This is a genomic window from Oceanobacillus aidingensis, from assembly GCF_042654105.1.
GTDB lineage: Bacteria > Bacillota > Bacilli > Bacillales > Amphibacillaceae > Oceanobacillus > Oceanobacillus oncorhynchi.
Genome location: NZ_JBHSFT010000002.1, coordinates 44840 through 57883, shown reverse-complemented (window position 1 = coordinate 57883; position 13044 = coordinate 44840). Strand labels below are relative to the sequence as shown.

Below are 13044 nucleotides of genomic sequence, written 5' to 3'. Positions count from 1 at the left end.
AATCTCTTTGATTTCATTACACTGCGTTTTCAGCCAATTAACCAAAGAGATCTTTTCTCTACAGCTGTTTATTATTCTTCTAAATTCACAACTACTGTTACCGTCTCAACTAATTCTTGAATAGCGTAAGCAGGACCTTCTTTTCCATTCCCGCTCTCTTTTACACCGCCATATGGCATTTGGTCCGCACGAAAGCTTGATGTGTCATTAACAATAACGCCGCCAACCTCCAGTAAGTAAGGAATTTGGTAAGATAATTTTAAATCGGAAGTATAAATTCCTGCTTGCAAACCGTATTTCGAATCGTTTACTAACGCAACAGCTTCTTCTATCGTATCGTACGAAGAAACAGAAACGATTGGAGCAAAGGCTTCTTCATCAACGATTTTCAGCCCTTTTTTAACATTTGTCAGAACAGCAGGCTGAACCACGCTTCCTTCTCTCTTGCCACCAGTCAGAACAACAGCTCCTGCAGATACCGCTTCATCTATCCATGATTCAATACGCTTAGCTTCTTTTTCGCTGATCATTGGACCGACATTGGTATCTTTATTTAAAGGGTCTCCTACTTTTAATTGAGCAACTTCTCTTACTAAAGTATCTAAAAAGGCTTCTTTGATGGAATCATGGACAAAAACCCGTTGAACAGAAATACAAACCTGACCCGCATTTACGTTTGCCATTCTTGCAATTTTTTTTGCTGCTTTTTCCACATCTGTATCATGATGGACAATGGTTGCCGAGTTTGAACCCAGCTCTAAAGTAGCTTTACGCAATCCGATAGTTTGTTGAATATGTTTCCCAATAGCCGGAGAGCCGGTAAAGGTATAATGGACAATTCGTTCATCATTTAATAATTGCTCGCCAACTGTTCGTCCGCTGCCGACAACGCATTGCACATAACCTTTTGGAACGCCGGCTTCCTCTAGTAATTGACATAATTTCACGGTTGTCGTAGCAGTATCTGAAGCAGGCTTTATAATAATTGGATTGCCTGCAGCTAATGCAGGACCTACTTTATGAACGACAAGATTTAACGGGAAATTAAATGGAGTTATTGCAGCAACCACGCCAACTGGTTTTTTTACTGTATATAAAAACCTTCCCGGAGCATTGTAATTTGGAATAATTTCACCGGTTAATTTCTTCGCTTCTTCTGCTGCAACCTGCAATGTCGAAACGGATCTTGTAACTTCTACATTTGCATCTGAAATCGGCTTACCGCCTTCTATAGCAATTGTTTCCGCCAATGCAGCCTGATTTTGCTTTAATAAATCAGCTGCACGCATTAAAACCTCATAGCGCTGTTCTACCGGGAAATCTATTTCCTTATGCGCTGTAACTGCTGCATTAATCGCCTGATCCACAATTTTTTCATCTGCCAATGCAATTTCTGAAAATAATTCACCCGTATATTTATTAAAAACCTGATGCGTTCCTTCTGTTTCGATCCATTCCCCATTAATAAACAATTTTTCTTTTAAAATGCTGCTTTGCATCCTATCAACTCCCATTTCCTTAAAGTGAACCTTCCTTTTTCATTTTATTGAAAACGAATTCAAAGAAACTGACATGTAACAGAGCGTACGGAAACTCTCTGCTACATGCTTGTTTTATATTATTTTTTCTTTAATACTTGTTTCACTGCATCTGCAACATGATTGGGAGAAATCTCGTATTTATCTAACATCGCTTCATTTGGCCCAGATTCTGAGTTCCGATCCTTCACCCCTACACGAACCACTGGTACAGGTTTTTCTTCAACCAATGTCTCTGCTACAGCACTTCCTAATCCGCCAATAATACTGTGTTCCTCTGCTGTTACAATGGCTCCCGTTTTTTCAGCAGCCTTTACAATTGCTTCCGTATCTAACGGCTTAATTGACGGCATATGAAGCACTTCTACAGAAATACCTTCTTCTTCTAATTTTTCTGCAGCTTCAACAGAACGGCTGGTCTGTGTGCCAGTAGAAATAATCGTTGCATCTGTTCCTTCTTTAAGGGTTACAGCTTTACCAAGTTCAAACGTATAATCATCATCGAAAAGAATAGGATACGCGTCTCTTGCTACACGAATATAAACTGGTCCATCATATTGATGTGCAAACTCCATTACTTTTTCCACTTCTTTACTATCTCCTGGAGCAAGTACAACCATATTCGCCAAGGTACGGAAAATAGCGATATCTTCTAAGGATTGATGTGTTTTTCCGGTTAACCCTGTCAGTAATCCACTGTAACCGCCAATCATTTTTACATTTAATTTTGGCTGTGCGATTTGAACTTGAATTTGGTCAATAGATCTTTTAGACAAAAATGCGGCAAAACTAAATGTCCATGGCTGTATTCCTGTTGTCGCTAAACCGGCTGCAGCACTCATCATATTTTGTTCAGCAATCCCCATTTGCAGGAATTTCTCCGGGTTATTGTCTGCAACAACATCAGCCTTTGTTGATGTCCCTAAATCTCCGTCCAAAACATATACGTTCTCATCTTCTTGAGATAACCGCAGCATTGTTTTACTTAGTCCATCTCTCATGGTTTGTTTTTCAGCAGATAAAATTGTCTTCATGTTGTTATACCCCCGCTTCCAATTCTTTAAGACCTAGCTCTAGTTCTTCATCTGTCGGTACTCTGGAATGCCATTTTATGGTATCCTCCATAAAGGAGACACCTTTTCCTTTCACTGTATTTGCAATAATGATAGTTGGCTTTCCTGAAACCTGTTTTGCCTCGTGAAATGCATTTGTGATTTCTTCATGATTATGGCCATCTATATCAATAACATGCCATCCGAATGCTTCCCAGCGTCCATGGGCATTGACAGCAGGTATTTCCCGCTTCCCGTTGCCAGCATCCCAGCCGAATTGTTGGATTTTATTATTATCTAAAATGGCAACAAGATTATCCAGCTTATATTTTGAAGCGACATCTGCCGCTTCCCATACCTGACCTTCTTGAGATTCTCCATCACCAACGATGCAGTAAGTACGGAACTCTTTATTCTGCAGTTTTGCTCCAAGAGCCATTCCTACAGCTGCTGATATCCCTTGGCCAAGCGATCCAGTAGACATATCTAATCCCGGCAGAATGGTCATATCCGGGTGTGCTTGCAGGCGAGAATCTAGCGAATCAAATGTTTTCAATTCTTCGATTGGAAAAAATCCTCGAACGGCTAACGCGGCGTATAAACCGATTGCTGAATGCCCTTTGGATAATACAAATCGGTCTCTATTATCATTGTCTGGATCCTCCGTAGATACATTCAATTCATTGAAATAAAGGTTTATGAATAGATCCATTGCCGACATTGGTCCGCCAATATGACCCGCTCCAGCGTGATTTACCGCTTTAATAAGCTGCTTACGAGCCTCCTTGGATTTGTTAATTAGTAAATCTTTTTGTTCTTCTTGAAGTAATGTACTCATTTTCTACTCCTCCTAAAAACATTTTGGTTAAGCGCTTAATCTTATGCTTATAAGTATAACATCAGCTAACAAATTAGCCAATGTTTTTATTCTTATTTCTCAGATTACATTTAGTTATATTAAATCACTGTTTTCTCTGTATCTTTCTTTAACTCTACCTTTTTACCTGAAAGAAATGATTCTGTTGCTGCTGAAGCAATTTCTAAAGCTGCTTTTCCATCAGCAGCAGTACAGTTTGGTGTTTTTCCCTGCTGAACAGAACTAATAAAATGAATCATTTCTAACAAATAAGCATTCTGAAAACGGGATGGAAAATCCTGAATTAAATCATGGGTACTTCCTTTATTGGTTAATAATTTTACATCGGTAGAACGCATCGAACCAATCTGGATAGCTCCTTCTGTTCCGACAACTTCTCCCCGGATGTCATAAGCATATGGAGCGATGCGCATGGTTTCAACATCACCTGTTGCACCACCATCAAAGGTTAAATAAGTTAAGCCTTGATCGACATCATTATATTTCTCCATAAATTGATTGGACTCTAGTAAAATACTTCCCGTAGATTGAACAGAAGATACATCCTGTCCCATTAAAAAACGGGCAATATCATAGTCGTGGATAGCTACATCCAGGAAAATCCCTCCGCTGTGTTTAATAAATTCTTCATGCGGAACATTTCCATCTCTGCTTGCTGCTTTAAAATATAATGGCTTTCCAATATCTCCAGCTGCGATGCTCTTTTTCGCTTCCGCATAAGCAGGATCAAATCTTCTCATAAATCCAACTTGACAGAATACATTCTCCTGTTGCAGCGTGTTAATGACTTTGTCAGCATCACTTAATTCTTGAGTTAATGGCTTTTCTACAAAAACATGCTTCCCATTTTTAGCTGCACGTGTAATTAAATTTGCATGCGTTGATGTTGGTGTAACAATCACAACTGCATCAATCGTGTCATCATGAAATGCAACATCTGGCTCTTGTGACCAATTGCTTACACCAAGCTCTTTCGCAACCTGTTCTGCTCTTCCAGCTAATGGGTCGATAACGGTAACAAGCTCTGCCCCTTTTACCTGATATGCTAAATTTTCTGCGTGCCAGTATCCTAATCTTCCCAGCCCTAGTACTGCGCAACGAATTACCTCTTTCATTTGATTCATCCTCCCTGCTGTCATTTCATCACGAATGTTTTGTTTTATCTGATGTGGTTATTTTTTCGATTGTATCCTGAATGAATTGCTTCGACTTTTTAGCATACTCATATGGATTATGGTCAATTGGGTCTTGCTCTCCCTCAATCAAAGCCCATCCAGAATAATTATTTTTGATTAAAAGTTCAAAAATCGGCTCAAAATCAAGTACACCGTCTCCCGGTACTGTAAACATTCCGCTTCGAATGCACTTCCTAATCGGAAATTTCTCTGCTCTAGCTTGGTTTAAAACTTCTTGACGTACGTCTTTTAAATGAACATATTTCACACGATGGAAATATTTTTCTAAAAGTGTCAACGGGGCATTTCCGCCATAATAGCCATGTCCCGTATCGTAAAGAAGCGACACAAGGTTTTCATCTGTCATGTCCATCAGTTTAGCAATTTCCTCCGGCTGCTCCACTACTGTTCCTGCATGATGATGATAAACGAGATCCATATCATTATCCTTGGCGATTTGGCCTGCTTGATGCAGTCCTTCCACAAAGTATTTCCAGCCTTCTTCGTCCAAACGTTTTACATCTGTTTCATCCTGACCGCGCCGTGGATCCTGATTCAGGATGGAACCGCCAATCTCAGCTGTACTAATCACTTTACAGCCAAATTCCTTTAAAAACGCTGCATGCTCCCGATAAGCCTTCAACTCTTCTTTATGCCGCTTTGGATCTGAGAACAACACAGATTTCCATTGCGTTGTCAGTTGTAAGCCGTGCTGTTGAAGCGCTTGTTTCAGATCTTGCTTAGCTGCGGGGAATTTTCTGCTTACTTCTGTACCTTTAAATCCTAGGGCAGATATCTCAGACATGACTTGCTCATACGTATAAAAATCTCCATGCTCTAAGACATCCTCACCAACCCAATTTATCGGATGGATTCCTAATTGAAATGGCAGTTTTTCTAAGCTCATAATTTACCTTCCTTTCTTAACCAAAATTAGATGAAGGCTGCCTGTTCATTTAGAGGCAGCCCCCTATCACATCTAATTTTTCTCCAACAACCATTCGTGGTCTTTATCATTCGTAAACTTCCATTCGCGAACTGGACCAGCCATCACATTCAAATAGTATAATTTGTATCCTGGTGGATTCGAAACAGGGTGATACCCTTTTGGCACAAGGACCAAATCACCATCTTTTACAACAATTGTTTCATTGAGTGATTTATCATCCGTATAAACACGTTGAATTGCAAAAGCATTTTCTGGAGAATTGGTACGGTGATAATATGTTTCCTCCAGATAGCTTTCCTCAGGCAGTTTTTCCTGATCATGCTTATGCGGTGGATAACTGGACCAATTCCCTTCCGGTGTGAATACTTCAAATATAAATAGGCTGTCTGCCGGCTTATCCGCAGGTAATATATTATGAATTTCTCTTTCTAAACTTCCGTAACCGCGTCTTGCTACCGCCACATCTTCCGGCGTAATTAACCGAGCTTCATAAGTTCCTTTCCCTGGAGCAGAGCACACAGCAATTTCTAAATCCGTAAGTGCCTTTAAGTTAATCTGATCATTAGAAGACACATAAACCGTATATGCAGGCGAATCATCAAATACACTTGTTCTTTTGCCGATATTGTCCCAGGAACTTGAATTGGTTGAAGCATCTGCTTTACCGGATAGCAGTACAACTGCTACTTCCCTGTCTCCAGTTTCTTTTGTAAAAGATTGACCTTCCTGCAGTTGATATACTTCAAATCCAACGTATCCCCATCCAGCATCTTCCGGAGACACCTTAATAACGCTTCCATCCGCCTCTGGTGTTTGTTTTGGTTTTACTAATAATTCTGACATAATTATCCTCCTTCATTCTATCTAAAGCTTAGTATTTTCTTGCTTGATTCAATTTTTCTTCCATATTTTCATAGGCGTTTTTTACAGATTCGCTATTTGAAATCTCTGCAACACCCAGACGCCACCATGAATCATAGCCCTCCACTTTACTAGGAAGTGTTTTAATATGAATCAAAGTAGATATCGTATCCTGTTTTGCTTTTTTCAATGCATCGCGGAGCTCTTCTACGGTATTGGCTGTATATCCTTTTGCCCCTAAGCTTCTCGCATGTGCGGCAAAATCAATTTCCATATAATCACCGCTTAATTGATTCGTAGATTGTTCCCGGTAGCGGAATTCATTTCCGAAGCCTTCACTTCCTTGTCCTACCTGCAATCCATGAATACATTGGAAACCATGGTTATCAAATAGAATAATATTGATTTTTTGTTTTTCTTGAAGACTGGTTACAAGCTCTGAATGCATCATCAGGTAACTTCCATCACCTACAAGAGTATAAGCTTCCCGTTCCGGTTCAGCCATTTTAATTCCCAGCGCTGCCTGGACTTCATATCCCATTGTTGAGAAACCATACTCCATATGATAGGTTTTCGGATGTTTACTTCTCCACAGCTTCAGTAAATCTCCTGGAAGACTGCCAGCTGCACATGTGATAATATCCTTCTCATCAATAAATTGATTAAGCTCCCCGATTACCTGAGACTGCTCTAACCCTTCTTCACTTTTCAGATTAAATAAGCGATCTACTTCATTATCCCAAGCTTCTTTTAAGCTGGTCAGCTCATTTTCATCATAAGCCGTTTTGTAATTTACTTTCTGTAGTTGTTCTCCTAATTGATTTAATGCTGTTTTAGCATCTGACACCAGCAGTTGAGATTCCATTTTCATTGCATCAAAGGAACTGACATTAATATTTAAAAACGAAACATCTGGATTTTGAAAAGCTACTTTTGATGATGTTGAGAAATCCGTAAGCCTTGTTCCAACTGCAATAATTAAATCTGCATCTTTGCTGAGTACATTAGATGCTTTGGAGCCATTTGCTCCAACTCCTCCCATATTTAATGGATGGTTCCATGCAATAGCACTTTTGCCTGCCTGTGTTTCCCCAACAGGGATTTCAAATCTTTCTGCAAACTGCTTTAACGCTTCCGCAGCGAATGAATAGTGTGTACCTCCGCCAGCGATAATAAAAGGTTTTTTCTTCGATTTAATTAGTTCAACCGCCCGTTCAAGCGTTACTTCACTCGGTGTTCTTCTTTCTATTACATGAACACGCTTTTTAAAGAATTCAACTGGATAATCAAAAGCTTCCGCCTGAACATCCTGCGGCAGTGCTAACGTAACTGCTCCTGTTTCAACTGGGTCTGTTAAAACGCGCATTGCATTAATTGCTGCTGTCATCAGCTGTTCCGGACGAACGATCCGGTCCCAATATCTGCTTACCGACTTAAAAGCATCCGTAGCAGAAACGGTATAATCCGATGGGTTTTCAATTTGCTGTAAAACCGGGTCAGGCTGCCTGGTAGCAAAATTATCACTAGGTAAAAGAAGTACTGGGATACGATTAACCGTAGCTGTTCCAGCTGCCGTTACCATATTTAAAGCCCCCGGACCAATAGATGTGGTACACGCAAAAATCTCCAGTCGATTTTTTTGCTTTGCATATGCCGTTGCAGCATGTACCATCCCCTGTTCATTTTTTCCTTGAAGAAGCGGCAGATTACTTTCCTGTCTTTCTAAAGCCTCTGCTAAGCCTGTCGCATTTCCATGTCCGAAAATACCAAACATCCCTTTGATAAATTTTCGTTCTTCTCCATCGAATTCAATATATTGATTGTCAAGGAATTTTAACAAAGCTTGTCCCATGGTAAGTCGAATTGTTTGCGGTTTTACTTCAACACTTTCATTTGCATATTGAATAGATTCCATTTTTCATTCCTCCTTATAAGTAAACAATCTCTTGCTTTTTAAATGACTCTGTCGCTGCAATAGATACCTCTAAAGATTTTTTTCCATCCACTTCATCCACGGTTGGCTTCACTTGATTTTGGATACATTCAATAAAATGCTTTACTTCTTCCAAGAAAGCGTCTTCAAATTTTGTGATAAAATCAGGAATATTATCATGATAGCTTTTATTGTCTTGTAATATAATATTGTTATGGTGCTGCAGAGAACCAATTTGAATAGACCCTTCTGTACCAACTACCTCACCGCGAACATCGTAGCCAAAGCTGGAATTTCTGCTTCCTTCTATCTGTGCAACGCCTTTATTATGGAAGTTTAGTACCGAAATAGACTGGTCTACATCCTCATACTTCTTCATAAAAGGATGGACGAGCACTTCTCCAAACGATTGCACGGATTTCACTTCATCTCCAATTAAAAATCTCGCAATATCGTATTCATGAATATTTAAATCTATAAATATACCTCCGCTAGTTTTGATAAAAGATTCTGGCGGAGAGCCTGGATCTCTGCTTATTCCTTTGAAATATAGCGGCTGACCAATATCTCCATTTACAATACGAGATTTCGCAGTCACGTAGGCCGGGTCAAACCTTCTCATAAAGCCAACCTGACAGTATACACCGTTTTCTTTCACTTCTTTGATTACCTCAGATGCCTGCTCCAGCGTTTCTGTCACCGGCTTATCTACAAAAATATGTTTCTTGCTTCTTGCTGCCTGAATAATTAAATCTGCATGTGTATTCGTTGGAGTTACGATAATAACTGCATCAATATTTTCATCTTCAAATATTTCCTTTAAATCATTCGTCCATCGGGAAATCCCCAGCTCTTCAGCAGCTCTCTTGGCACTTTCTATTCTCGAAGCTGCAACAGCAACCACTTCAGCTCCTTTAACGCCAGTTTCAATGTTTTTTGCGTGAACAATACCCAGCCTGCCCACACCGATAACAGCACAGCGTACCTTTTTCATTTCATCACTACCTTTCCTCGAATTATTTACGTTTAAGCGTTTTATCAAAACAGCAAAAAATATTAAATAACTCGTTGATAAATTGGAAGACCTTCCTTCATAGGAACAACCATCTCTCCTTGAATAATTGGAGAAGCATAGGATTTAAATTCCTTTTTCATTGTATTTTCTTTCTGATTATACCAATTTCTCGGAATAAACTTTTCTTTGCCAACTACTTGCGATAAAAGTATCTTTTGATAAGAAACATCGTAATCCTCGTCACTTTCCTCTCTCTTCAACCCTACCATAACACCGCTGTATGCAGCATGTGCCAATAAAACCGCATGTATTCCCAGTTTGTAAGCTTCATCTACATCTGTTTTAGAAGCAAGTGTCATACTGCTTCTTTGCCACACGCTGGCTGTTATATAGCGCGCTTTGATATCAGCCTGTTCTTCAATGGTATCTTTTAAATAAGAAGATACCCCTCCTAATTTCGGCCTCCCTAATGCATCATAAGCCAAATCGTCACATACCAGCTGTCCATTTTCTTTTCGAATTCCTTCTGCTGCAACGAGTATTGTATTTCTTTTTTCCTTGTGAGCATTGGTGAGTTTTTTTAAACATGTTTCCATGTGAAAAGGAACTTCTGGAATATAAATCAACAATTGGCTGTTTCCCTGTAAATAATCTTCAGCCAAAGAGCAAGCACCGGCAAGCCAGCCCGTATGCCTTCCCATCGTTTCAATAATAGTAACGCCATTACTTTCTGGATAACTGATCATATCCATATTGACATCAAGCACGGATGTAGCCAGAAATTTCGCTGTACTCCCATAACCCGGCGTGTGATCCGTCCCAATCAAATCGTTATCAATGGACTTAGGAACGCCAATAACGGTTAGTTCATAGCCAGCGTGTTTTGCAGCATCATCTACCATTTTTGCAACATTCATGGAACCATTTCCGCCAATGTAGAAGAAATATCTGATTTGATTCTTTTTTAAAACTTGGATAATCTTTTCTAAGTCTGTTTCTACCAATTTATGACGCCAGGTTCCAAGTGCTGCCCCAGGGGTCCAACGTAATTGGTAACGTTCACTGGCTGATAAAGAAGATAAAGAAATAAAATCTTCATGTAATAGACCATAAATCCCACCGACAGCCCCATAAATTTCTCCATCGAAGGAATGACTGGTTAAACCATCTACTATACCGATTAATGAATTATTAATAACAGCTGTCGGACCGCCAGATTGAACAATCATTGTATTAAAAGACACTTATTTCTCTCCTTCTCACATTTTGATTAAGCGCTTCACCTTATGGTTATAGTATTCATTTTATGCACTAAAACCAAATAAGTCAATGCTATTTCTTCATTTTTTATTATTAATATAGATGCAGCGGTTAAAAATTAATAATTTTTTATCGCTTCTTTAAGTATGCCAACATCTTTTTTTAAGATTTCTACCGGGTCATCATGAAGTGATGATAATGGCTTTTGATTATAATAATTCTCTATAATATACCAGCCAGAATAACGATGTTTCTTTAACTCCTTTATAGATTCATAAAAATCGGTATCTCCTTCTCCTAGTAGAGCACCGCTCAGATCTTTACCTTTCCCATCTTTTACATGAAGCTGATTGCAAAACAAAGGAATGAACTCTTTAATCATTTTGGGCGTTTCATAGCCTTTATTTAAATAGTAATTCTGCGTGTCAAAATAAAGCTGTAAATTAGGCTTACCAACTTTTTCAAACAAATCCAGTGTTTGAGCCACAGAAAGTACGTTTTCAGCAGCTATTGTAATTCCTTTTTCTAAGCCATAATCACATATATGTTTAAATACTTCTACGACCTTTTGGAAATCAGAAGCTGTTCTTATCTCGCTTTTTTCAAAGGTAGGTATCATCACCACCGGGATATTCATTGCTTTTGCAGTATCAATCCCTTTTTCGACCGCTTCCATTATAATTTTTCTGCTCTTTGATTCATCTGAATCAGTAATACTATAATCATCTGTAACCCTTACCGCAATCGATGGATAGGTAATATTATACTTCTCCGCAGCTTCAAGATATGCTTCTTGAACACTCTTTTTTGATAAAGGAAAATTCTTTTCGTATGAACCCAATTCCAGCTGGATACCTTCTAATCCCAAATCAGCAGCTAACTTACAGCCATAAGGACCTTCAATTGGCAAGGACCATAGACAAATCCCAATTTTATTTCTATTAATAATTAGCCCTCCTCAAATAAAGCGCTTCCAATTTTAGTGAGGATTCTATTTGCAGCCAAGAAATACATATCATTGCGATGCAAGCTATTTGTACAATCCCTCGCCTTTTGATTAAGCGCTTTATCCAAATTATATATTTCTATTGTATTCATTAAAACACAATAAGTCAATCAAAAATGAATAAAGCTTCTTGCTCCATTCATTTTTTGATGTTTATAATTCACTTGTTGATTCTCTTTCAACTAATGTAGGTGTCAATGTCACACGTACATTATCCTCTCTTTCTCCTTTAAACACAGAAATAATTAAATCCATCACTTCTCGTCCCATTAATTGTATAGGCTGTGAAACAGTGGTTAATGGCGGGTCAACAATTGATGCTATATTCGTATTATCGAACCCGACAACTGACAAATCCTCCGGCACTTTTAAGCCTGCTTGTTTCGCCGCTTGAATGGCTCCAATTGCTAATAAATCATTACAAGCAAACATAGCAGTGGCTCTATCTTCACATTGGAGATATCTCTCCGCCACTTTTCTGCCGACATCCATATGATTTTTGTCTATTTCTCCGATAAAATCAATTTCTTGGGCGATTTGCAAATGATGCTTGGACAAGGCATCTTTAAAACCGCGTATTCTTTCCCGGTTGCTATATATATCCACTGCAACCACACTGATTTTCTTATGACCTTTCTCAATTAAATGTTCCGCAGCTATATACCCGCCCATGTAATCATCAATTACTACAGCATTAACAGAGAAATTTGGATAATCTCTAGCTACAATAGCTATGGGGATATCTTCTTTCATTAATTCTTCCACTCTTGTCAGTTTTTCAAAACCAGATGCAAATATAAAGCCGTCTACTCTTTTTTGTTTTAATAAGCCGATATATTTATTTTCTTTATCTTCCTGATAATCTGTACTGCAAATTACAATATTATAACCAAGCTCATGACTGCGGTCTTCAATACTTCTTGCCAGCTCTGAAAAAAAAGGATTAGCTAAATCAGGAATAAGCAGACCAATTGTTTTTGTTTGCTTCCCCATTAATGCAGATGCGATTACATTGGGTTCATAATTCAATGCTTCCATTGCCTCGTAAACCCGTTTTCTTGTTTTTTCACCAATCCTCCCTTTTTTATTGATGACATTTGAAACAGTTGCTATCGATACATTTGCTTCCTTTGCTACATCATATATCGTCACTTTCATCCTACCAGTCCCTCTTCCCATTTCACTAATTCCTTTTCATTTATTTAAGCGCTATTTTATAGTCTATTTAATATATTGTATCCATTGACTTTATGTTTATAGCCCTATTATACATGGTATAACTGGATTTTAAAACTTTCATAAAAGGGAACTGCACTCGATTTAGATAAGTTTTTCTTGATATTCTCGTTTAATAACTCTTTTTTCTTCAATTGAATCA

Annotated in this window: 11 protein-coding genes; all 11 read right to left on the bottom strand. The window is 38.6% G+C overall.

The window, feature by feature from the left end; genetic code table 11:
• Positions 1–71: 71 nt before the first annotated feature.
• The 11 genes from ACFO3P_RS02850 to ACFO3P_RS02800 all read right to left on the bottom strand — a co-directional run bounded on the left by ACFO3P_RS02850 (position 72) and on the right by ACFO3P_RS02800 (position 12824).
• Positions 72–1499 carry an aldehyde dehydrogenase family protein gene (locus tag ACFO3P_RS02850; RefSeq protein ID WP_256705657.1) on the bottom strand — a complete coding sequence of 476 codons (1428 nt, stop codon included), beginning with the start codon at positions 1497–1499 and terminating at the stop codon, positions 72–74.
• A gap of 119 nt (positions 1500–1618) precedes the next feature.
• Positions 1619–2572 (bottom strand): transketolase family protein, encoded by a 954-nt coding sequence (locus ACFO3P_RS02845; RefSeq protein WP_193062847.1) that lies wholly within the window; start codon positions 2570–2572, stop codon positions 1619–1621.
• Positions 2573–2576: 4 nt separating this feature from the next.
• Positions 2577–3428 carry a transketolase gene (locus ACFO3P_RS02840; protein ID WP_193062845.1) on the bottom strand — a complete coding sequence of 284 codons (852 nt, stop codon included), beginning with the start codon at positions 3426–3428 and terminating at the stop codon, positions 2577–2579.
• Between the two features lie 119 nt (positions 3429–3547).
• A complete protein-coding gene (locus ACFO3P_RS02835; RefSeq protein ID WP_193062843.1) occupies positions 3548–4582 on the bottom strand; it encodes a Gfo/Idh/MocA family oxidoreductase in 1035 nt (344 codons plus the stop codon).
• Positions 4583–4610: 28 nt separating this feature from the next.
• Positions 4611–5549, bottom strand: a complete 939-nt coding sequence (iolE, locus tag ACFO3P_RS02830) for a myo-inosose-2 dehydratase (protein ID WP_193062841.1) — start codon at positions 5547–5549, stop codon at positions 4611–4613.
• Positions 5550–5621: 72 nt separating this feature from the next.
• Positions 5622–6434: a 5-deoxy-glucuronate isomerase gene (iolB, locus tag ACFO3P_RS02825; protein WP_193062839.1), complete on the bottom strand. Its 813-nt coding sequence runs from the start codon at positions 6432–6434 to the stop codon at positions 5622–5624.
• A 28-nt stretch (positions 6435–6462) separates the two neighbouring features.
• On the bottom strand, positions 6463–8367 hold the full coding sequence (gene iolD / locus ACFO3P_RS02820; protein WP_193062837.1) for a 3D-(3,5/4)-trihydroxycyclohexane-1,2-dione acylhydrolase (decyclizing): 1905 nt from the start codon (positions 8365–8367) through the stop codon (positions 6463–6465).
• Between the two features lie 13 nt (positions 8368–8380).
• Complete coding sequence (locus tag ACFO3P_RS02815) at positions 8381–9379, bottom strand: Gfo/Idh/MocA family oxidoreductase (RefSeq protein WP_193062835.1); 999 nt, start codon at positions 9377–9379, stop codon at positions 8381–8383.
• Positions 9380–9441: 62 nt separating this feature from the next.
• Positions 9442–10644, bottom strand: a complete 1203-nt coding sequence (locus tag ACFO3P_RS02810) for a diphosphate--fructose-6-phosphate 1-phosphotransferase (RefSeq protein ID WP_193062833.1) — start codon at positions 10642–10644, stop codon at positions 9442–9444.
• A gap of 134 nt (positions 10645–10778) precedes the next feature.
• Positions 10779–11570 carry a sugar phosphate isomerase/epimerase family protein gene (locus ACFO3P_RS02805; protein ID WP_193062831.1) on the bottom strand — a complete coding sequence of 264 codons (792 nt, stop codon included), beginning with the start codon at positions 11568–11570 and terminating at the stop codon, positions 10779–10781.
• Positions 11571–11819: 249 nt separating this feature from the next.
• Positions 11820–12824: a LacI family DNA-binding transcriptional regulator gene (locus tag ACFO3P_RS02800; protein WP_193062829.1), complete on the bottom strand. Its 1005-nt coding sequence runs from the start codon at positions 12822–12824 to the stop codon at positions 11820–11822.
• Between the last annotated feature and the right edge of the window lie 220 nt (positions 12825–13044).

Bases quoted from the DNA above. Each gene is read 5' to 3' on its own strand.
- ACFO3P_RS02835 (WP_193062843.1), bottom strand. From the start codon at position 4,582: ATGAAAGAGGTAATTCGTTGCGCAGTACTAGGGCTGGGAAGATTAGGA.
- ACFO3P_RS02845 (WP_193062847.1), bottom strand. From the start codon at position 2,572: ATGAAGACAATTTTATCTGCTGAAAAACAAACCATGAGAGATGGACTA.
- ACFO3P_RS02850 (WP_256705657.1), bottom strand. From the start codon at position 1,499: ATGCAAAGCAGCATTTTAAAAGAAAAATTGTTTATTAATGGGGAATGG.
- ACFO3P_RS02840 (WP_193062845.1), bottom strand. From the start codon at position 3,428: ATGAGTACATTACTTCAAGAAGAACAAAAAGATTTACTAATTAACAAA.
- iolB (WP_193062839.1), bottom strand. From the start codon at position 6,434: ATGTCAGAATTATTAGTAAAACCAAAACAAACACCAGAGGCGGATGGA.
- ACFO3P_RS02815 (WP_193062835.1), bottom strand. From the start codon at position 9,379: ATGAAAAAGGTACGCTGTGCTGTTATCGGTGTGGGCAGGCTGGGTATT.
- ACFO3P_RS02800 (WP_193062829.1), bottom strand. From the start codon at position 12,824: ATGAAAGTGACGATATATGATGTAGCAAAGGAAGCAAATGTATCGATA.
- iolE (WP_193062841.1), bottom strand. From the start codon at position 5,549: ATGAGCTTAGAAAAACTGCCATTTCAATTAGGAATCCATCCGATAAAT.
- iolD (WP_193062837.1), bottom strand. From the start codon at position 8,367: ATGGAATCTATTCAATATGCAAATGAAAGTGTTGAAGTAAAACCGCAA.